Origin of the sequence: Serratia sp. BNK-10, from assembly GCF_047456065.1 — a bacterium.
GTDB classification, from domain to species: domain Bacteria; phylum Pseudomonadota; class Gammaproteobacteria; order Enterobacterales; family Enterobacteriaceae; genus Serratia; species Serratia ureilytica.
The window spans coordinates 1,089,501-1,108,199 of record NZ_CP179894.1 but is presented as its reverse complement, the minus strand read 5'-3'; the positions used below and the strand labels follow the sequence as shown (position 1 = coordinate 1,108,199).

The following is an 18,699-nucleotide window of genomic DNA, read 5'->3' as shown; positions in this document are numbered from 1 at the left end:
TCATTTATGCTTCTGTGATTTTCGGTTGCGCGCCCCGCTGAACTTGGCTATGTTTGAAGCGATTGGTTTCATTCACGGTTTTCAGGAACTCACATGACCTACCTGGCGCACAGCACAGATCCGACAAACGCGACCGTTCCGGCCGTCGTTTTGCTGTGTGCTTCCTCCGCTCCACCCGCCGTTTTCTCTGTCGTTTCTGCGGTTGCCGCTTACCCGCCACGCCTTGTGGTCGTGCGCTAAGCCACACCGACTTTTTACCTCCGGCTTATGTTGATTTGTTGCGTTCAGGCGTAGACCGCCGCGCGCGCCGGAGCCTGTAATTTTCACGACAGGTGAAATTGATATGCGATTACCTTCTCTCTGGGCCAATGCCGGCCTGGCTACGCTGTTCGTCCTGCTTTGGAGCAGCGGCGCGATCTTCTCCCGTTGGGGGTTGGAGCACGCCTCCGCCTTCGCTTTTCTGTTCTTCCGCTGCGCCATCGCGCTGGCGGTGCTGTTGGCCATCGGCCTGTGGCAGCGCCAGTGCCTGCCCGCCGCCGGCACCCGTCGGCGCGTCGCGTTGATCGGCGTGCTGATGATCGGCAGCTATCAGATCTGCTATCTGCTGGCCCTCGAACGGGGCATTACCCCCGGCGTGCTGGCCACGCTGCTTGGCGTACAGCCGATCCTGACCCAGTTCATTACCGAACGGCGCTGCGCCGGGCTGCGCGCGCTCGGGTTGGCGCTGGCGTTGGCGGGGCTGACGCTGGTGGTGTACCAAAGCCTGATGGTGGCCCATTTCTCGCTGAGCGGCATGCTGTTCGCCTTTATCGCCTTGGGCTGCATGACCGCCGGCACCCTGCTGCAAAAGGGCATGACGCAGCCGCCGCTGGCGGTGTTGCCGCTGCAGTATGCCGTCGGGCTGTTGATGTGTGCGTTGGCGCTGCCGTTTGAGCCGCTGCGGGTCGAATGGAAGCCTGAGTTCGTGCTGCCGCTGCTGTGGATGGCGGTGGTGATCTCGGTGCTGGCGACGTTCTTGCTGTATCGGCTGATCCAGCGCGGCAACCTGGTGCAGGTGACCAGCCTGTTCTACCTGATCCCGGCGGTCACCGCCCTGCTGGATTATCTGCTGCTCGGCCACGCGCTGGCCGCGCTGAGCCTGCTGGGCATGGTGGGCATCGTGCTCGGCGTGATGCTGGTTTTCCGTCGCGCATAGCCTAAAAACAAAAGCCCCCGCGCCGTTCCACCGGCGCGGGGGCGATAACAACAACCGTTAACTCAGAACAACCAGGAACCGTACCCCCACAGCAGCACCGTCACCCCAAGCAGCAGCTCGAGCAACAGAATGCCGATGGCGAAGGTCGAGCTGGAGAAGATGAACCCTTCCTTACTGTCGATATTCAGGAAGTGCGGGATCCCCAGATTCAGCAGATAGCCCGAATAGCACAGGCCGATAATGCCGACAAACAGACACAGCCAGACGACCGGATAAAGCGCCACTACCCCGCTGAGGAACATCGGGGTCGCCACGTAGCCGGCGAACACCATGCAGCGGTGCAGGCTTGGGCGCGATTCATAACGCCGCGCCATCCAGTGAATGACTTTCCCCATGGCCGCTACGCCTGCCAGCATCAGCAGGTAGAACGCCACGGCGGTATAAAACGCGGTAAACATGTCGAGCCTGATGGCATGTCCCTCGCCGGAGAGCCAGCCCAACTGGGTGGTGCCGATAAAGGCGCAGACCACCGGGATTGCTGCCAAGAGCAACACGTGATGGGTGTATAGGTGCGAGACGCTTTCATTCTCGCTTTTGATCTGTTCGAACTCGGCGCTGGGATGCGCCAGAAGTCCCCAAACATGACTGACCATGAGACACCTCCTATCTCGCCGTAGGCCGCGATCGGCGAACGAATTTCACACCTCTGACGGACAGCTACCCGTGCGAGGATTGCGGCCACGGGGCTCTCTCCCCTGTACTAATTATAGTCTTTTGGCGAAAAAACGTGCGGAAAGCGAAAGGCGCGGCGCTTTGTCTTATACTCCCCCCATTAAACCCAGGCTGTGAGGAAGGTTATGTCATCCGCTATCATCACCCGCCAGGCGGGGATCGTCGACGTCGACGCCGGGCGCAACGTCACCGTGGTAGAACCCTGCAATCTTTACGGCTGCCGGCTCGGCGACGATGTCTTCGTCGGCCCGTTCGTCGAGATCCAGCGCCACGTCAGCATCGGCGCGCGCAGTAAAATTCAGTCGCACAGCTTTATCTGCGAATACGTTACCCTCGGCGAAGCGTGCTTTGTCGGCCACGGCGTCACCTTCGCCAACGATCTGTTCAAAGACGGCGCGCCCAACGCCGATCCGGCCAGCTGGGGGCGCACCTGCATCGGCGATCGGGTGTCCATCGGTTCCGGCGCCACGATCCTGGCGGTGACGATCTGTAGCGACGCGGTGATCGGCGCCGGGGCGGTCGTGACCCGCGACATCACCCGCAAGGGGATCTACGCCGGCAACCCGGCGCGTCTGCTGCGGGAGCTGCCGTAATGAACCCGGCCATCCGCATCGCGGCCATTGAGACGTTGCCCGACGATTATCTGGCCCGCGGCGATTTCAGCTTCACCATCGCCTGTTACGCCCTGCCGCAGTTCGACAGCCCGGTGGACAGCTGGCCAACCCGCCCGGTGGCGCCGTTTCGCAAACGCTATCCCCTGGCGCCGTTCGCCAACGAAGACAGCGTGACCTTCCTGGCTTATCGCCAGAACGATGCCGTTGGCCACATCACGCTGAGCAAAAACTGGAACGGCTACACCCTGATCGACGAGATCGCCGTCAGCGCTGACGCGCGCCGCCAAGGCATCGCCGGGGCGCTGCTTGACTGCGCCAAACAGTGGGCGCGGCAGCAGGAAACCTCAGGTATGATGCTCGAAACGCAGAACAACAACCTGGCGGCCTGCCGCTGCTACCAGCACTATGGGTTTATCCTCGGCGGCATCGATCGCTTGCTGTACCGCGCCGAACCGGAGATCGCCGATCACGAAATCGCGCTGTTCTGGTATTTGCCGTTCAATAGCGAAATCGGTTACTGATTTATCGATTGCCATTGAGGTTATGTTTACTTTTTAACCCCTACCATCGGATGAGAACTGTTATCACTTACTCTGATAAACCAGCGACACCCATGGAGGGCCGTATGAACAAGAACAAGGCTGTTTTACTGATGTTAGCTATCGCCATGAGCGGATGCGCCGATCGCCCCACCGCCGTCACCCCCGCAACGCCGCCGACCGACGCCGCCGTTTCGCCGCCGAACCTGCAACCGCAGATGGATGACAGCACCCGCAGCAAGCTGCGTGAGATCCTCGCACTGCGCGCCGGTTGGCCCGCCGCGCAGCCGCATGGGCGCACCGTCGATTTGATTTCGCGCGAATTCCTCGGCACGCCCTATCTCGCCAACCGCCTGATCGGTTCGCAGAGCGCGCCCGAGCAGTTGGTGATCGACTTCCGCGGGCTGGATTGCTTCACCTACATCGATTATGTCGAAGCGCTCAGCACCGCCCGCAGCGAAGCCGAGTTCGTTCAGCGCCTGGTGGACATCCGCTATGTCGACGGCAAAATCGCCTTCCCGCAGCGCAAACACTTCTTCACCGACTGGGCGCAGCGGCCGAAAAAAGTGGCCGAAGACATCACCGCCCAGCTCAGCCCGCACGCCGTCAGCCTCGTGAAAAACCTCAATCAGAAAGCTGACGGCGGCAGCTACCTGCCCGGCTTGCCCGTCGTGCAGCGCAGCGTGACCTACATTCCCAGCGACCGCGTCGACGACAAGGTGCTGGCCCAGCTGCGCACCGGCGACTACATCGGCATTTACACCAACCTCGCCGGGCTGGACGTGACCCATACCGGCATCTTCGTCATGACCGACAACGGCCCGGTGCTGCGCAACGCCTCATCGCGCAAGGCCAACATGCAGGTCGTCGATTCGCCCTTTATGGATTACGTGATGGCCACGCCGGGCATCGTGGTGCTGCGTTCGCTCAGCCGATAATCCCCCATCGCATAACGGCTATAAGCTATAGCCGTTTATGCTGAACGAGCGTTTGACTTCATCGGCGGTTCAGGCTTAGCTGTAAGAACAAAAACCAACTGATTTTATTGTTCTTTTCAGGGAGAGTTCGATGACCTTACGCTGGCGTATCACCCCTCTGGCGGCGGCCTTCGCCGCCGTATTGGCGCTTCAGGGCTGCGATCAAAAAACCGACCAAAACCATATCAAAGTCGGCGTCATCAACGGCGCGGAACAAGACGTGGCGGAAGTCGCCAGGCAGGTGGCGAAAGAGAAATACGGGCTGGACGTCGAGCTGGTCGGTTTCAGCGGTTCGCTGCTGCCGAACGACGCCACCGACAAAGGCGAACTGGACGCCAATGTGTTCCAGCACCGCCCGTTCCTCGAACAGCAAAACAAAGATCACGGCTATAAGCTGGTGGCGGTCGGCAATACCTTCGTCTTCCCGATGGCCGGCTACTCCAAAAAGATAAAATCGCTGAAAGAGCTGCCGGACGGGGCGGTGATCGCCATTCCGCTCGATCCGACCAACCTGGGACGCGCCCTGCTGCTGCTGGAAAAAACCGGGCTGATTAGCCTGAAACCTGGCAAAGGGTTGCTGCCTACCGCGCTGGACATCAGCGCCAACCCACATCATTACCAGATCATGGAGCTGGAAGGCGCGCAGTTGCCGCATGTGCTGGACGATCCGAAGGTCACCGTCGCCGTCATCAGCACCACCTACATCAACCAAACCGGCCTGTCGCCGACCAAAGACGGCATCTTCATCGAAGATAAAGACTCGCCGTACACCAACATCATCGTCACGCGCGAAGACAACAAGGACGCGCCGAACGTGCAGAACTTCATCAAGGCCTATGAATCGGATGAAGTGGCCAAAGCCGCCGAAAAAATCTTCAACGGCGGCGCGGTGAAAGGCTGGTAATGCCAGGCAAACCGCCTCAGGGGCTCTCCCCAAAGAGCCCCTTCCCGCTCATCATCGCCTTTTCTTATCTCACCATAAGAAAACCCGATTTATCCCGGCGACGAGCAGCGCGCATAATGGCGTTTATCCGCTGATTTTCAAGGTAAACAGACACGTGACAACGCTCTCCGCCCCCGTACTCAGCCTTCTTGACGCCACACCGGACGATATGGCCGCCGTGCTGCGTATTTACACCCAGCACGTGCTGTACGGCGCGGCCTCATTTGAAGAGCAGCCGCCGACGCTGGCGGAAATGCAGTTGCGCCTGAGCAAGGTGCGGGAGGCCGGCCTGCCCTGGCTGGTGGCGAAAAGCGCAGGCGTCATTGTGGGTTACTGTTATGCCACGCCTTATCGCCCCCGGCCGGCTTACCGCTTTACCGTGGAAGACTCGGTGTACATCGCCGAAGGGCAACAGGGTAAAGGCATCGGCAGCGCGCTTCTGAGCGCCTTGATCGCCCGCTGCGAACAAGGCCCCTGGCGCCAGATGCTGGCGATCGTCGGCGATTCCGCCGCCAACCGCGGCTCATTGGCCTTGCATCAGTCACTCGGCTTCACCAGTGCAGGAACGTTAAAAGCGGTGGGATTCAAGCTGGGGGAATGGCGCGACACGCAGATTATGCAGCGCGCGCTGGGCGCGGGCGACAAGCGGCGCCCGTGAAGGCATGACGACGCACGATAGAGAGATAGCGTCTATAGTGAAGAATGATTTCATTAAGTTAGCGCCAATCGCGCCCCACCTTTAACCGGTAAGGAAGAAGCCAATGAAAATTATTCTGTGGATTGTCGCCATCATCTTCATCGTGGGTTTGTTGACGATTACCGGCGTTCTCAAACTGATCTTTTAATTCGTCTGATACGTCCCGCCCCTCCCGGGGCGAGACTTTTCATCAAGCCTTGAAACGCGCGCGCACGGCACCCAGCGCCGACACCACCGCCAGCACGACACCGCCGGCCACCAGCCCGAACGCCACGTTCAACAGCGCCGGGATCGCCCCCTGCAAAAGATGGCCAAACGTCGGCACCACAGTGGTGTACGAGGCCCAGTCTTCGAACAGATGATGCACCGGCGGCAAACCGTGGGTCAGAATACCGCCACCGACCATAAACATGGCGACAGTGCCGACGATCGACAGCGTTTTCATCAAATAAGGCGCGGCGCGCACGATGCCGCCGCCGAGGGAGCGCGCCACCGCGCTGCGTTTGCGGCTCAGATACAGCCCCAGATCGTCCAGGCGGACGATGCCGGCGACAATGCCGTACACACCGAGCGTCATCACGACGGCGATGCCGCACAAGACGATCACCTGCTGGCTGAAGGTGGCGCCGGCGACCGTGCCCAAGGTGATGGCGATAATCTCGGCGGACAGCACAAAATCGGTGCGTATCGCCCCCTTCACCTTGCGTTTTTCATAGGCCGCGGCGTCCTCATTGGCGCCGGGCCCGTCCGATGCCTCCTCCTGCGCCGCCTTGCCGGGGCTCAGGCTGTGGAACACCTTTTCGAACCCTTCGTAACACAGGTAGGCGCCGCCCACCATCAGCAGCGGCGTAATCGCCCAGGGCGCGAAGGCGCTGATCAGCAGCGCCAACGGCACCAGGATCGCCTTGTTGATCAGCGAGCCTTTGGCGACGCTCCACACCACCGGCAGCTCGCGGTCGGCTTTAACGCCGGTGACCTGCTGCGCGTTGAGCGCCAGATCGTCCCCCAGCACCCCGGCGGTTTTTTTCGCCGCCATCTTGCTCATTAAAGAGACATCGTCCAGCAATGAGGCGATATCGTCGATGAGAGTGAGTAAGCTACTTCCTGCCAAAATGATTCATCCTTTTACATTCACATTTATTATTTGTTTAGCATAGCGGTTAAGCGCCATGCAGGGATATAGGATGAGAGAGGAAAACGCCAGGCCAGCAATGGCCGCCCCGCGCCGACGTTAAGCCCCCCCTCCCGCCAGTCCCTCATCGGATCCGGTAGCGGCCGCACGCGAGATATGTTGAAGGACAAGGCGATGGGCATCAAATACGCACGATAAATGCGTGCTGCCTTCAAGCAAACCAAAGGCGGTTTGGGCGTTGCCATGCTGTTCGACGAAGCGCTGCATCGCTTGCGCATTGAACAACTCATCCTGCGCTGCCGCCAGCAGCAAGGTCGGTAACCGCAGCGCCGCCAGTTGCCTGGCCGGGGTGCGAGGCGTCAACGCGTTAGCCATATTGACGCTGTATTGGCAGACAAAATCGGGGGCGGCGGCCAGCACAGCCGGGGGAAAATTCAGGCTGACCGCCCGAACGTGCCCAAACCAGCGCCCGCCGCTGAGCGCATTGGCGACAAACGGCCATTGTCGCACCTGCGCAAAACGGGCCGTCGCCGCCAGATCGCGGGCCATCCCGGAAAATGGCCCCAGCTCGGGCGCCAGCATGATCAGGCTGTCCGCCTGCTGTTCGCCAGGGTAACGGGTCAGGTAGTTGAGCAACATGCCGGCGCCGCTCGAATGGCCCAGCAGGTGCCTGCGCGCCAACGGAAACCGGCGGCGCATTTCCGCCAGGATGACATCGACATCGCGCCAAATACGCTCAGGCCGCTCAACCGTCCCCCGCTCTCCCGTGGAATCGCCATGTCCGCGGATATCCACCAGACACACCGCGAGCGTTGGCTCGGCGACCAACTGGCGCGCAAGAACGTCATACCCGGCGGCGCTGTTCACCCCGCCGCCGTGATAAACCACGATCGCGTCTTCACTCGCGGCAGCGTGCCGATACAGGCGATAGCTCAACCCCTCGACGCAACCGGACGACATGTCCACATGCCCGCCCGGCCACTCGCCGTAAGACTTCGCTTGCTCAACATAGCGGTCAAAATCAATCAAAGCGCACCTTTCCATGATGTTGTCGGTATTTCCTACGGCAGAGAGCCCTGCCGCCATGCCGATAAGCATATGAAACAACAGTAGGCGCTACCATCCCTTTTGCACGCCGCGCGCTGAGCTCAGGGCAGATCGCCCGCCGGCACATTGAGCTGCCAGGAAAGGCCGAAACGATCATTGAGCCAACCGAAACGGGCGCTGAAGCCGTAGTCATCGAGCGGCATCAGCACCTTGCCGCCCTCCGCCAGCCGGTGGAACGCCCGCTCCAACGCTTCTTCATTAGGCAGGTTGATGAACAGCGACACCGCCGGGGTAAAGCTGAAGTCATGGCTGATCGGGCTATCGGTAAACACCAGGTTCTGCCGATCAAAATCGATGGACGCATGCTTGATCAACCGCCGGCCGTCCGGCGTCGGATCGTAATGCTGCACCTGCATGAGCCGAAAACGCTCGAACACCTGGCTGTAGAGATCGATCGCCCGCTGCGCCTCTCCCTGGAACATGACAAAGGTCGAAACCTGACTCATAACATCCCCTCCGGCAAACGTTGTGGTATTAATGGAGGATAGCGGATTACCGTTGAAGCGGCGGAAAGGAGCAACCATGAGCATCATTCATCGCCTGGCGCAGCCGGACGATCTCAACGGCCTGTTAGCCTTGTATCGCGAGCTGCGCCCGCAGGACGCGCCGCTGCGCGCCGACGATGCGCGCCGTACCCTGCAACGCCTGTTGGACGATCCGGCGATCCGTCTGGTGGTGGCGGCGAAAGAAGAATACCCGATCGCCACCTGCATGCTGGCGCTGATCCCGGGGCTGGCGCATCAGGCGCAGCCGTTCGGCGTCATTGAACACGTGGTGACAGCGGAGCCCTACCGCGGCCACGGCGTGGCGCTCGCCATGATCGAATACGCGCTGCAGCTGGCCTGGCGCAAAGGCTGTTACAAGGTGATGCTGTTGTCGGGGCAGCAACGCACCGGCGCGCACCAGCTCTACCTGAAAGCGGGCTTCGACGGCGATCGCGAGCGGGGATTTGTCATCAGACGGCCCGAGGGCCGATAGCGGCCCGCCGCAAACGGGCGGACCGCCAGGCGGGTTATTCGCTGTCGTTCTTCGCCAGACGGGCGTCTTTTTGGCGGCGATAGTCACGCGCGGCGGCCGGGATCGGCGTCACCTTGCCGGTTTCAATCCAGCTGCGCAGCCGGTTGGCGTCAGCGAAGTGGGTGTATTTGCCGAAAGCGTCCAGCACCACCAGCGACACCGAGCGGTTGCCGATCACGGTGCGCATCGCCAGGCAGTGCCCCGCCTGGTTGGTGAAGCCGGTCTTGGTCAGCTGAATGTTCCATTTCGGGTTGTACACCAGGTGGTTGGTGTTGCGGAACGGCAGCGTGTAGTTGGGATCCTTGAAGCTGGCCATGCGTTCGGTGGTGGTGCTGAGCTGGCCGATCAACGGATATTGCTTGGTGGCGATCAGCAGTTTGGTCAAATCGCGCGCCGTCGACACGTTATGAATAGAGAGCCCGGTCGGTTCCACATAATGGGTATTGGTCATGCCGAGCGCCCTGGCCTTGGCGTTCATCGCTTTGATGAAGGCGTTGTAGCCGCCCGGATAGTGGTGCGCCAGGCTGGCGGCCGCGCGGTTTTCCGACGACATCAGCGCGAGCAGCAGCATATCCTTGCGGCTGATTTCGCTGTTCAACCGCACCCGCGAATACACCCCTTTCATCTCCGGCGTCTGGTGGATGTCCACCGACAGCATCTCGTCGAGCGGCAGGTGCGCGTCCAGCGTGACCATGGCGGTCATCAGCTTGGTGATCGAGGCGATCGGCACCACCTCATCCGGGTTGCGCGCGTACATCACCTTATGGGTTTGCATATCGACGACCATCGCGCTGCCGGAAGCCAGCTCCGGCTGGGCGGCGTGCAGGGCGGCGGCGTTATCGCTGGCCAGCGCGCGCGGCGCAAAGCCCGCGCCCGTCTGTAAAGCGAGCAGAGTCAGAACCAAAACACGTATTTTCACAGGCATTACTCTGAAATGGGGGCTTGAACTCAGCGAATTATATGTGAGGGTTCAGCGCTTGGCACTGGGATTGTATGGCGGATTTGTGACAAATTCTGTCGGCCGAAAATCGGTACAGCCCGCGGGCGCTCTGGGATGAACGCCCGCGGGGAAAAAGTTACAGTGCCGGCTGCCACGCCGACTGCGGCAACAGGTACAGCCCCGGCGTTTGCCGCGCTCCCGCGCCAACGATATGGCCGATGCCGGCCGCCATCACCGCCAGCGTGACGTCGAAGGCGTTAAGGCTGTCGCCATAGCCGGCGGTCAGGTTGAACATCGAGCCGTTGGCCAGCAAATAGACCGTCTTTTCATTCAGTTGGTAAGCATTCACATAAGGCATCGGCTCGTGGTGCGGCAGGCTCTTGAGGAAGCCGACATCGATCTCTTCGGCCACGTGGCCGACGTTGAGGATAAATACGCCGTCCTGCGCCTGTTGCAGATGCTGCGCCGAGAGCACGTTTTTCGCGCCGGTCGCGGTGGCGATAACGTCCGCCTGCGCGACCGCGCTCGCCAGATCCACCACCTGCCAGCCGTCATAACGCGCCTGCAGCGCACGCGCCGGATCGATTTCCGCCACCATCACCTGGCCGCCGTAGGCTCTGGCCGCGGCCGCCGTGCCCTGCCCGACCAGGCCGTAACCGATCACCAGCACGCGCTTCTCGTGCAGCGTCAAATGGGTGGTCTGGAAGAAGGTATGCCAGGCGGTCAGCCCAACCATGTGCCGGTTATGCAGCCCTTCTTTCACCGGCAGATCGTCCCAGTTGAAGATCGGGTAGCGCGGCGCCACGCCGTTCAACCGGCTGATGCCTGATCCGGTGGCCTCCAGCCCGGCGACGATCTGCGGGCCGTTCGGCGATTGGTGCAGACGGGTGGTCAGATCCGCTCCCATTTCGCACAGGTGAGTCGGCCGCCAGGCCAGCGCGCGATCGAAAGATTCCGACCATTCGCCGGCGCTCATATCGCGCCAGGCGTAAGCCTGCGCGCCCCGCCGTTCCAGCCAGGCCACCACGTCGTTCTGTACCGTGGTGGGATTGCAGGTGGTCAGAAAGATCGCCGCGCCCTTGTCCAGCAGGCCGGCCACCAGCGGCGCCATTTTCAGATCCAGGTGCATATTGCACGCCAACCGCACCCCGTGCAGGTCCGGCAATGCCGCCACCGCCGCCCGGGTGCGCGGCATATGACGCATCGCCCAGCTCAATTCGCTCTCAAAATCCTGATACATCCGTTGCTCCTCTGATGCGCCCCGCCGCCAGGCGTGGCAAAAAAGTTATCCCGCGCGGCCAAGCCGGCGGATCGCCTGCGGCGACAGGCCAAATACGCGGATAAACGCCCGCCTCATACGCTCCGGATCGCTGAACCCCACCGAGCGGGCGATCGCCTCCAGCGGTTCGGCGCTCTCTTCAATACGCCCTCTGGCCGCCTCTACCCGCAGCTGCTCGATCACCTTGGCCGGCGTCTGCCCGGTTTCGGCGCGGAACAGCCGGCCGAATTGCCGCTCGCTCAGGCAGGCGGCGTCGGCCAGATCCGCCACCGACAGCGGCAGATGCAAATGCTCGCGTGCGTACGACAGCGCGGTGCGCATGCGATCCGACGACGGATTCAGCGCCAGCAGCAGCGAGTATTGCGACTGCCCGCCGGGGCGGCGGTGATAGACCACCAGCTGCCGCGCCACGGCCGCCGCCAGGGTGGTGCCCAGATCGTCTTCGATCAGCGCCAACGCCAGATCGATGCCGGCGCTGATGCCGGCCGAGGTCCAGATATCCCCGTCGCGAATGAAGATGCGGTTGCTATCGACGCGAATGCGCGGGTAGTTCTGCTGCAGCCGCGCCGCGTGATACCAGTGAGTGGTGGCGCGCTTGCCGTCCAGCAGCCCGCAGGCCGCCAGAATAAACGCGCCGGTACATACGCTGGCGATGCGCCGCGTTCGTCGGCTTTGGTTGGCCAGGAACGCCGCCAGCGCCGGTGACTGCGCCGCCATCACATTACCGCTGCCGCCGGCCACCACCAACGTATCGAAACGCTCGTCGCCGCACGGCTGCGTGGCGATTTCCACCCCGGCCGAGCTGGCGACCATGCCGCCCTGCGGCGAGATCGCCACACAGCGGTAGGCCGGCGGGTCGGTGAACTGGCTGACGTTATCGAACGCCGCCAGCGGCCCGGCAAAGTCCAGCAGGTTAAAACCGGGAAAAAACCACAAAACCGATCGTTTTCATGATGGCGCTTTTTGAGGGTTATCTGTCATATCAGCCAAAAACAGGGCGGCTATTATGACCCAGGTCCAACGATAAAAATGAGGCGAATATCATGTCTGAATCACTCGTGATTGTATTTCCCATCTATCAAGGCGTCACCCAGCTCGACTTCACGGGCCCCTTGCAGTTCCTGCGCCGCATGCCGGGCGTGGAAATCGTCGTCGCCTCGGCAGACGGCGCGGATGTCGAGTCGGAAGGCTTGCACTTCACCCAGCTGCGCCCGCTGCCGGAGATCGCGCGCTGCGACGTGCTGTGCGTGCCGGGCGGCAGCGGCTGCACCCAGGCGCTGCAAGATGAGGCCTTCATGCAGCAGATCCGTCGGCTGGGCGCCGATGCCCGCTACCTGACCTCGGTGTGCACCGGTTCGCTGATCCTGGCCGCCGCCGGTCTGCTGCAAGGCAAACGCGCCGCCTGTCACTGGTCGATGCGCGACAGCCTGAAGCTGTTCGGCGCCGTGCCGAGCTCAGCGCGCGTGGAGCGCGACGGCAATGTGATCAGCGGCGGCGGCGTCACCGCCGGCATCGATTTCGCGCTGGCGCTGATCGCCGAACTGCACGGCGAAGAGACCGCCCAAATGATCCAGCTCTATCTGGAATACGCCCCGGCGCCGCCGTTCGAGGGCGGCACGCCGGAATTGGCCCCGCCGCACATTTACGCCAGGGTACAGGCGCAGATGGCGGAGAGCCTGCAGCGGCGCAGAGCGTTGGTGGCCCAGATCGCCCAAGGTTAGCAATCGGGCGTATACTTGCCCTTATGCGTCAGCCACATAAGGAGTAAGGAATGACCGATTTAGCCCACTATATTACGGACTACGGTTACTGGGCGTTGTTTATCGGCTGCCTGGCGGAAGGGGAAACCATCACGCTGCTGGGCGGCATCGCCGCTCATGAAGGGCTGTTGCACTGGCCGTGGGTGATCGCAGTGGTGGCGCTGGGCGGCATGATGGGAGACCAGCTGCTGTACTTCGCCGGCCGCCGGTTTGAAGGCCGCGTCATCTCGCGGCTCAAGGGACAGGAAAAGCGCATCGCGCGCGCCAGAAGGCTGATCGCCCGCCACCCGATGCTGTTCGTTATCGGGGTGCGTTTCATGTACGGTTTCCGCATCATCGGCCCGGTGTTGATCGGCGCCAGCCGCCTGCCGCCGTCGCGCTTCGTGCCGTTGAACATCCTCGGCGCCATTTTATGGGCGACGATCTTCGTCATGCTCGGTTATTTTGGCGGCCAGGCGATCGAACGCTTCGTTACCGGCTTCGACAAAAAGCTCTCCAGCCTGCTGTTTGTCGCGCTGGCGATCGCCGCCATCCTGCTGGTGCGTTTCTGGTGGCGTAAACGCCACCCGGAGTAAGCAAACGCAGCGGGCGTCAGCTTTCCTGCGGCGCCTCGCGCATCAGCGCGACCAGTTCGCGCGCCGCTTTGTCCAATGGGCGATTCTTAAGCCAGATCAAATGCATCGGCAAGCGCAGCTCGTTCTTGGTGTTTTTGAACTTCAGCCGCACCAACCGCCCCTGCGCCAGCAGCGGCTCGGCCAACGACAGCGGAAAATTGCCCCACCCCAGACCCGCTTCCACCATGTTCAGCGCCATCGGCAGGCTGTCGGTGCGCCAGTAAGCCTTCGCCACCTGGGGACGCAGATCGCCGATCGGCAGATCGCGGCTGGCTACCATGATCTGCCGCACGTTGACCAGATCCTCGAGAAACAGCTCGCCCGCCGCGCCGTCCAGCGCCGGGTGCTGCGGTGACAGCATCGCCACCAGTGACTCCGCGCCCACGAAGTGGAACTGTTCCGCGCTGTTGACGTTCAGCCCGCCGAACGCAAGACAAACGCCGATGCGCCCCTCGTGCAGCATGTGCAACACGTCGTCCTGCGGCGCGCTGAGCACTTCGATGTTCAGCAGCGGATAACGTTGCGACAGCGTTTTCACCGCTGCCAGCAGGCCGGCGCCGTTGATATCCGACGCCACGCCGATCGAAAGCCGGCTCTCCAGCCCCTGGGACAGTTCGATGGCGTGCACCTGCAGCTGCTTGAGCTGCCCGGCGATCAGGCGGGCGTGCGGCGCCAGGGCCAACGCCAGCGCGGTCGGCGTCGGTTCACGGTGAGAACGGTCGAACAAGGCGAAACCGAGTTCCGCCTCCATGTTGGCGATGGCCATGCTGACGGCGGAGGGCACGCGCCGCAGCGCGCGGGCGGCGGCGGAAAACGAGCCGCGATCGAGCACCGCCAAAAACAGTTCGATGTTGTCGCTGGAAAAATTCATTGTTCAACCTGTCAGATTAACTGACAACTCCTGACTTTTTCTATCAATGTGATTGACGTTATCTTAGCCGCCGTCGCCACAGAGGCAACTAAAAACAGATCGGGAGAAAACGATGCAAGGCGTCAAACGCAAACTGGTGTATGTCACCGCTTATGAAATCATCGGCATGGCGATCTCGGCGTTGGGGCTGGCGCTGCTGTCGGGCCACGCGCCAAGCACCACCGGGCCGCTGGCGGTGGTGATCACCACCATCGCGGTAAGCTGGAACTTTATTTACAACTATGTATTCGAGTGGTGGGAAAGCCGCCAGGCGTCGCGCGCCCGCACGCTCAAACGCCGCATTTTGCACGCCGTCGGCTTTCAGTTGACGCTGGTAGTGTATCTGATCCCGCTGATCGCCTGGTGGATGGGCATCACGCTGTGGCAGGCGCTGCTGCTGGATATGGCGTTGATCGTCATCATTCCTTGTTATACCTTCGTGTTCAATTGGGCATTCGACAAGCTGTTCGGCCTGCCCGCATCGGCCCTGCCGGCCGGTGAATCGGCCTAAGACTCGTTACGCGCCAACCGACCCGCTGCTGATGCCATTTTCTGCGCGGGTCGCCATTTCCTTTCCCCTTATTTCTCACCGCGAAATATAAGAACAACACCCTGTAATTTGCACGGTAATTATTATTTTGTGATTTTAATCACTTTTTATTCCTCGATATTTCCGTCTTGATAAAACATCACATCTTTTTGAATAATATATCCTTTTATATTTGGATTAAAAAATAAACACACTTGTTCACGTTTTATGCGCAGTATTTTTTGCCACCATTACGGAGAAAAGGTAGCATGCTTCGCCGTTATTTTAATGATGGCTGTATACACAATAAACAGCGGAATGATGCCACGACCTCATTCTCATGACGATTGGTCATAGCAATCGTTTGCTCTCGGTAAGAGCAGGGTTAACATAGACAGGTAAACAGGACAGATAATGCACTCACAAAAACAGTCTGCGGATGAAAAACACGCCGCCAGAAGACGCTGGCTAGACTCTCATGAATCCGGTTATCACAAAAGCATGGGCAACCGGCAAATCCAAATGATCGCCATCGGCGGCTCCATCGGCACCGGCTTGTTCCTCGGTACCGGCGGCCGTCTCGAACTGGCCGGGCCGGCGCTGGCGCTGGTCTATCTGGTGTGCGGGATCTTCTCTTTCTTCATCCTGCGCGCGCTGGGCGAACTGGTGCTGCATCGCCCTTCCAGCGGCAGCTTCGTTTCTTACGCTCGCGAGTTCCTCGGTGAAAAAGCCTCTTACGTCGCCGGTTGGATGTATTTCCTCAACTGGGCGATGACCGGCATCGTCGACATCACCGCCGTGGCGCTGTACATGCACTATTGGGGCACCTTCGCCGACGTGCCGCAGTGGCTGTTCGCCCTCGGCGCGCTCGGCATCGTCGCCACCATGAACATGATCGGCGTGAAGTGGTTCGCCGAGATGGAGTTCTGGTTCGCGCTGATCAAGGTCGCCGCCATCGCGCTGTTCCTGATTGTCGGCGTCGTCTTCCTCGGTACCGGCACGCCGGTGGCCGGCCACACCACCGGCATGCACCTGATCACCGAAAACGGCGGCATGTTCCCGCACGGCCTGCTGCCTGCGCTGGTGCTGGTGCAAGGGGTGATCTTCGCCTTCGCCGGCATCGAGCTTATCGGCACCGCCGCCGGCGAGTGTAAAGATCCGGCCAAAATGATGCCTAAAGCGATCAATAGCGTGATCTGGCGTATCGGTCTGTTCTACGTCGGCTCCGTGGTGCTGCTGGTGCTGCTGCTGCCGTGGAACGCCTATCAGGCCGGCCAAAGCCCGTTCGTCACCTTCTTCAGCAAGCTGGGCGTGCCTTACATCGGCACCATCATGAACATCGTGGTGTTGACCGCCGCGCTGTCCAGCCTCAACTCCGGCCTCTACTCCACCGGCCGCATCCTGCGTTCGCTGGCGATGGGCGGCTCCGCGCCGAAGCTGATGGCCAAAATGAGCAGCCAGCAGGTGCCTTACGCCGGCATCCTGGTCACCTGCGGCATCTACGTGATCGGCGTGGTGCTCAACTACCTGGTGCCGTCGCAGGTGTTCGAGATCGTGCTGAACATCGCCTCGCTGGGCATCATCGCCTCCTGGGCGTTTATCATCGTTTGCCAGATGCGCCTGCGCAAAGCCGTGCGCGAAGGCCGCGCTCAGCCGGTGTCGTTCAGAATGCCGGGCGCGCCGTTCACTTCGTGGCTGACGCTGGCGTTCCTGCTGATCGTGGTGGTAATGATGGCCTTCGACTACCCGAACGGCACCTGGACCATCGCCACCATTCCGGTGTTGGCGGTGCTGCTGACGCTGGGCTGGTTCGGCCTGCGCAAACGCGCGCAGGAAGTGAAGCTGGAACAGCAGGCTCACGAAGAGCAGAACCCGCACTGAATCGACAAACCGCCCTCCGGGGCGGTTTTTTTTATCCGCTATAACCGCCCGTAGAACGTCATTCTGGCGCTTTCCGACAGCATCACGTCCGGCTGCGCATTGTAGGCCAGCACCACCAGCATGCGCGTGGTGTCGCCTTCGGTCGGCGTCACCCGGTGCATGGCGTTGCGCCCGCGAAACAGCACCAAATCCCCCTCCTCCATCGCCAGCTGTTTGACCGCCCGCTCGCCGTCCAGCACCTGCGTGACCCCGGCATAGTTCATCTCGCCGCGATCGGCGTCGCGCAGGTTCTCCACGTATTCGAAGCGCCCACCCGCCTGCGGTTTCTGGATCAGGAGCGTGATGGCGAACGAGGAGTTGTCAAAATGCCAGCCCAGCTCCTGGCCGGTGTGGGCGTAATGCAGGTTGATCGACGACAGACGATCGGCGTAGGGATACAGCTGCGCCTCGTCAAGCACCGCGCACAGGAACGCGCGAAACGCCGGAGCGTCGTACAGCGCACGCAGCGGCGACTGCGGCGGAATATCTTCGTCGGTAATGCAGCCCTTGGACGACACCACCAGCCGGTTGCGCGCATGGTCGGCCGGCAGCGCGTCGTCCTGTGGCCGTAGATACACGTTGTGTTTGCTGGTGGCGTAAAACGCCGCATGGTGCTGTTCGGCGCCTTCCAGCCGCACCGTCGCCAGCGCGGCTTCGCGCAGAAATCCCGGCAGCACCAGCGCGCCGGCGCGCGCCAGCGTTTGCCGGCAGCGGACGCGGAACGCGGCGTCGTCGATGGGATGGGCGGACAGATCGATAATATCGGCAAGTTGCGGCATGACGTTCCCCTCGTGTGCGAAAGCCGGATGCCTCCCACTGTAGCGAATGCCGCATTGCCGCCATAACAAAAATACGTTATGGATAAGCTAACGAATTCTTAGCGATAAGCCCTGCTCATGCACTCACCGTCCCGTGCGCGCTTGCCCAAGCTGAGCGCCATTCTGGCGTTCGAAACCGCCGCTCGCACCGGCAGCCTGGCCCGTGCGGCGGATGCGCTGGCGCTGACCGCCGCCGCCGTCAGCCAACAGATCCGCCAGCTCGAACAACATCTGGGCATCACGCTGTTCATTCGCGCTAAAAGCGGCGTCACGCTGACCGAACAGGGCGCGGACTACCTGGCCTACGTGCAGGAGGCGTTTGAAACGCTGCGCGTGGCGCAGCAACACGTCGAACGCCAGCGCGGCAAACAGGCGCTGACGGTGTTCGCCCTGCCGGCGCTGGCGTCTAAATGGCTGAATCCGGCGCTGGGCGACTGGCTGGCGCAGTGCCCCGACGGCGATCTGCGGCTGCACGCGACCCATGCGGCGGTCGATTTCGCCCATTCGGCGGCGGATTTCGCACTGTGCTTCGGCGATCAGGATTACCCGCTGCTGGAAAAGGTGCAGCTGTTTCAGGATCGGGTGCAGCCGGTATGCAGCCCGGCGCTGCGCGATCGTGGCGACTGGACGCAACTGCCGCTGCTCCACGTCGACTGGGGCAAGGAGAGCCAGTTTCTGCCGGGCTGGCACGAATGGTTCACCGCCGCCGATCGGTCGCCGCCGCCGCGCCGCGGGCTGACCTATAACCTGACTTCGCTGGCCATCGACGCCGCCGTGCAAGGACGCGGGGTGCTGCTCGGCCAGCGGCGGCTGATCGCCCGTGAACTGGCGGAGGGCCGTCTGGTCACCCTGGCCGAACCGGCGCTGCCGCTTAGCAAGCCCTACTACGTGGTTTACCCGCCGCGCACGCTGGAAAAACCCGGCGCCGCGGCGTTTTTGGGCTGGCTGCGGGAACTGGCTCAACGCTCGGCATAGC

Annotated in this window: 20 protein-coding genes and 1 pseudogene; 12 read left to right on the top strand and 9 right to left on the bottom strand. The window is 61.7% G+C overall.

Features of this window, described 5'->3' with window-relative positions:
* Positions 1-343 precede the first annotated feature (343 nt).
* Positions 344-1,195 (top strand): DMT family transporter, encoded by an 852-nt coding sequence (locus tag ACMGG9_RS05375; RefSeq protein ID WP_072628124.1) that lies wholly within the window; start codon positions 344-346, stop codon positions 1,193-1,195.
* Positions 1,196-1,257: 62 nt separating this feature from the next.
* Here the strand turns inward: ACMGG9_RS05375 and ACMGG9_RS05370 are convergent, their stop codons facing one another.
* On the bottom strand, positions 1,258-1,848 hold the full coding sequence (locus tag ACMGG9_RS05370; RefSeq protein WP_019453944.1) for a Yip1 family protein: 591 nt from the start codon (positions 1,846-1,848) through the stop codon (positions 1,258-1,260).
* A 204-nt stretch (positions 1,849-2,052) separates the two neighbouring features.
* Here ACMGG9_RS05370 and ACMGG9_RS05365 point away from each other — a divergent pair, with 204 nt between their 5' ends.
* The 5 genes from ACMGG9_RS05365 to ACMGG9_RS05345 all read left to right on the top strand — a co-directional run bounded on the left by ACMGG9_RS05365 (position 2,053) and on the right by ACMGG9_RS05345 (position 5,658).
* Complete coding sequence (locus tag ACMGG9_RS05365; protein WP_033642275.1) at positions 2,053-2,520, top strand: acyltransferase; 468 nt, start codon at positions 2,053-2,055, stop codon at positions 2,518-2,520.
* Positions 2,520-3,062 carry a GNAT family N-acetyltransferase gene (locus ACMGG9_RS05360; protein WP_033652386.1) on the top strand — a complete coding sequence of 181 codons (543 nt, stop codon included), beginning with the start codon at positions 2,520-2,522 and terminating at the stop codon, positions 3,060-3,062. The genes ACMGG9_RS05365 and ACMGG9_RS05360 overlap by 1 nt, the downstream gene beginning before the upstream one ends.
* Positions 3,063-3,166: 104 nt before the next feature.
* Complete coding sequence (locus tag ACMGG9_RS05355) at positions 3,167-4,018, top strand: DUF1460 domain-containing protein (RefSeq protein WP_047572265.1); 852 nt, start codon at positions 3,167-3,169, stop codon at positions 4,016-4,018.
* A gap of 130 nt (positions 4,019-4,148) precedes the next feature.
* Positions 4,149-4,961: a MetQ/NlpA family lipoprotein gene (locus tag ACMGG9_RS05350; RefSeq protein WP_033642272.1), complete on the top strand. Its 813-nt coding sequence runs from the start codon at positions 4,149-4,151 to the stop codon at positions 4,959-4,961.
* Between the two features lie 208 nt (positions 4,962-5,169).
* The gene (locus ACMGG9_RS05345; RefSeq protein WP_047025654.1) at positions 5,170-5,658 is read left to right on the top strand and encodes a GNAT family N-acetyltransferase; all 489 of its coding nucleotides are present in this window, start codon (positions 5,170-5,172) and stop codon (positions 5,656-5,658) included.
* A 229-nt stretch (positions 5,659-5,887) separates the two neighbouring features.
* On the opposite strand, the gene ACMGG9_RS05340 is transcribed toward ACMGG9_RS05345, so the two are convergent.
* From ACMGG9_RS05340 to ACMGG9_RS05330, 3 genes are all read right to left on the bottom strand, one after another.
* Positions 5,888-6,808, bottom strand: coding sequence for a DUF808 domain-containing protein (locus ACMGG9_RS05340; protein WP_072628130.1), 921 nt, complete (start codon positions 6,806-6,808; stop codon positions 5,888-5,890).
* 120 nt (positions 6,809-6,928) lie between these two features.
* Positions 6,929-7,858: an alpha/beta fold hydrolase gene (locus tag ACMGG9_RS05335; RefSeq protein ID WP_342174386.1), complete on the bottom strand. Its 930-nt coding sequence runs from the start codon at positions 7,856-7,858 to the stop codon at positions 6,929-6,931.
* Positions 7,859-7,977: 119 nt separating this feature from the next.
* Positions 7,978-8,382: a VOC family protein gene (locus ACMGG9_RS05330; protein WP_033652382.1), complete on the bottom strand. Its 405-nt coding sequence runs from the start codon at positions 8,380-8,382 to the stop codon at positions 7,978-7,980.
* 76 nt (positions 8,383-8,458) lie between these two features.
* Between ACMGG9_RS05330 and ACMGG9_RS05325 the strand changes: the two genes are divergently transcribed.
* Positions 8,459-8,914 (top strand): GNAT family N-acetyltransferase, encoded by a 456-nt coding sequence (locus ACMGG9_RS05325; protein ID WP_033652381.1) that lies wholly within the window; start codon positions 8,459-8,461, stop codon positions 8,912-8,914.
* A gap of 34 nt (positions 8,915-8,948) precedes the next feature.
* On the opposite strand, the gene pbpG is transcribed toward ACMGG9_RS05325, so the two are convergent.
* The 3 genes and pseudogenes from pbpG to ACMGG9_RS05310 all read right to left on the bottom strand — a co-directional run bounded on the left by pbpG (position 8,949) and on the right by ACMGG9_RS05310 (position 12,124).
* On the bottom strand, positions 8,949-9,878 hold the full coding sequence (gene pbpG / locus ACMGG9_RS05320) for a D-alanyl-D-alanine endopeptidase (RefSeq protein WP_033652380.1): 930 nt from the start codon (positions 9,876-9,878) through the stop codon (positions 8,949-8,951).
* Between the two features lie 151 nt (positions 9,879-10,029).
* Complete coding sequence (locus ACMGG9_RS05315) at positions 10,030-11,133, bottom strand: adenosylhomocysteinase (protein ID WP_072628133.1); 1,104 nt, start codon at positions 11,131-11,133, stop codon at positions 10,030-10,032.
* A gap of 45 nt (positions 11,134-11,178) precedes the next feature.
* Positions 11,179-12,124: pseudogene (locus ACMGG9_RS05310) on the bottom strand (GlxA family transcriptional regulator).
* Positions 12,125-12,215: 91 nt separating this feature from the next.
* Here ACMGG9_RS05310 and ACMGG9_RS05305 point away from each other — a divergent pair.
* Positions 12,216-12,893 (top strand): DJ-1/PfpI family protein, encoded by a 678-nt coding sequence (locus tag ACMGG9_RS05305; protein ID WP_414161956.1) that lies wholly within the window; start codon positions 12,216-12,218, stop codon positions 12,891-12,893.
* 50 nt (positions 12,894-12,943) lie between these two features.
* A complete protein-coding gene (locus ACMGG9_RS05300; protein ID WP_015377041.1) occupies positions 12,944-13,507 on the top strand; it encodes a DedA family protein in 564 nt (187 codons plus the stop codon).
* 16 nt (positions 13,508-13,523) lie between these two features.
* Here the strand turns inward: ACMGG9_RS05300 and ACMGG9_RS05295 are convergent, their stop codons facing one another.
* Positions 13,524-14,417 (bottom strand): LysR family transcriptional regulator, encoded by an 894-nt coding sequence (locus ACMGG9_RS05295; RefSeq protein WP_414161955.1) that lies wholly within the window; start codon positions 14,415-14,417, stop codon positions 13,524-13,526.
* Positions 14,418-14,529: 112 nt separating this feature from the next.
* On the opposite strand from ACMGG9_RS05295, the gene ACMGG9_RS05290 reads away from it, so the two are divergent.
* Positions 14,530-14,967, top strand: coding sequence for a PACE efflux transporter (locus tag ACMGG9_RS05290; protein ID WP_033652378.1), 438 nt, complete (start codon positions 14,530-14,532; stop codon positions 14,965-14,967).
* Between the two features lie 432 nt (positions 14,968-15,399).
* A complete protein-coding gene (ansP, locus tag ACMGG9_RS05285; RefSeq protein WP_033642262.1) occupies positions 15,400-16,866 on the top strand; it encodes an L-asparagine permease in 1,467 nt (488 codons plus the stop codon).
* Between the two features lie 38 nt (positions 16,867-16,904).
* On the opposite strand, the gene ACMGG9_RS05280 is transcribed toward ansP, so the two are convergent.
* Positions 16,905-17,684, bottom strand: a complete 780-nt coding sequence (locus tag ACMGG9_RS05280; protein WP_046686611.1) for a 2OG-Fe(II) oxygenase — start codon at positions 17,682-17,684, stop codon at positions 16,905-16,907.
* A 117-nt stretch (positions 17,685-17,801) separates the two neighbouring features.
* Here ACMGG9_RS05280 and ACMGG9_RS05275 point away from each other — a divergent pair, with 117 nt between their 5' ends.
* The gene (locus tag ACMGG9_RS05275) at positions 17,802-18,698 is read left to right on the top strand and encodes a LysR substrate-binding domain-containing protein (RefSeq protein WP_033652376.1); all 897 of its coding nucleotides are present in this window, start codon (positions 17,802-17,804) and stop codon (positions 18,696-18,698) included.
* Position 18,699 lies beyond the last annotated feature (1 nt).